Source organism: Rhizobacter sp. P1_G5 (genome assembly GCF_056405435.1).
The window spans coordinates 1-1,619 of sequence record NZ_JBFUCB010000936.1; the positions used below are offsets into that span (position 1 = coordinate 1).

1 protein-coding gene is annotated in these 1,619 nt (G+C 75.2%); it reads right to left on the reverse strand.

The features are described 5' to 3' along the window. Positions 1-1,619: polyketide synthase dehydratase domain-containing protein (locus AC1D12_RS32900; RefSeq protein ID WP_477845317.1), on the reverse strand; the 1,619-nt coding region annotated here is incomplete at both ends.

Consider the following 1,619-nt stretch of genomic DNA (forward strand, 5'->3'; position numbering starts at 1 on the left):
CGAAGACGCCGGGCACCAGGCGCGCGGCCAGGCGCGTGCCGTCGCGCAGCGCGACGCGGTCTTCGGCATCGGCCTGCCAGAGGCTTGAGAACAGCAGCTCGGCTTCGTCGGCACGCACGACCGGGTCGAGGTCGATGCGCACGCAGCGCGCGAGCGGTGCTTCGGACGCGACGACGCCGCCCAGGCCCCAGACGGTGGCCTGCACCAGGTCGGGCACCGAGCCCTGCACCGGTTGTGCGCCGCGCGTGACGAGCCAGCGCCGCGCGCTCGAATCGCCGAGCGCCTGCGCGGCGTGCAGCAGGTTGCCGAGCAGCAGGGCCTGCGCGTTCTCCATCGCCTCCAGCGTCTGCGCGACCGGCGGCACCAGCGCCCACAGCACGACGACGCCCTGCAGCGGGCGGGCGTCGGCTTGCGCGGCCTCGTCGATCGCGCGGCGGATCTGCGCGCTGTCGGCCGCATCGACCTGCCAGCCTTCGGCGAGCGCCGCAAATCCGTCGCCGCGGTAGACCAGCGCGACGCCGGCACCCTCGGCCTTCAGCCGTGTCGCGAGGCCGGCGCCGACGCCGGTGCGGTCGGCGAGGATCAGCCAGCGGCCGGGTGCATCGGCGGGCGCCGCGGTCAGCGGGGTGGCCCGCCATTCGGTCTCGAACGCCCAGTCCGGCACCGCACTCGCAGCCGGCAGGCCGGCCACCCGCTGCAGCGCCTCGTGCGTGATGCGGCGCAGCTCCAGCCCGGACAGCTCGGCCAGCACGCGGCCGTCGTCGTCGAGCAGCGTCAGGTCGGCACGCAGCACGTCGGCGTCGCGGCCGGCGGGTTCGACGCGCACCTGGCACCAGGCCTGCGCCACGCCACTGCTGAACACGCGGTAGCCGGCCAGGCCGACCGGCACGCAGATGTCATCGCTGCCGAGCGGGTCATCCGCCCACGGCAGGCCGAGGCCGATCAGCTGCAGGCAGGCATCGAGCAAGGCCGGATGCAGCACCAGGCCCGTGGTCGGCAGCCCGGGCGGCAACTGCACGCGGCCGAGCACCTGCGTGCCGTCGCGCGCGATCGACGTGATGCCGCGGAACGCCGGCCCGTAGTGCGCACCCTGCGCGGCGAGCTTGTCGTAGTAGGGCTCGACCGGCTGCGTCGGCGCACCGGCCAGCCGCCACGCCTCGCCGACCGCCGGCGCGTCGCCGCGGCCCGGCAGCAGCGTGGCGCTCGCATGCAGGCGCCACGCGGCGTCATCGCCGGCACGACTGAACACCTGCACCGTCTGCGCATCGGGCGCGACCGCGTCGGCCGGCGTCACGACCACCTGCAGCGTCACGCCGCCCTGCTCCGGCAGCACCAGGCCTTCGCGGATCGCGAGGTCCTGCAGCCGCACATCGTCGCCACCGCCGACCTCGCGCGCGGCGGCCTGCATCAGCTCCAGGAAGCCGGTCGCCGGGAACAGCGTGAAATCGAAGATGCGGTGGTCGACGAGCCACGGCTGGTCGCCGAGGCCGATCGTCGCCTGGAAGATCGGCAGCGGGCTCGCGAGCACGCCGCCGAGCAGCGCGTGCGGCGTGCGGGTCGCGGCCAGTGCGCTGCCCGCCGCGGCGGTCGCGCTGCGGGGTTCGAAGCTTTGCCAATAG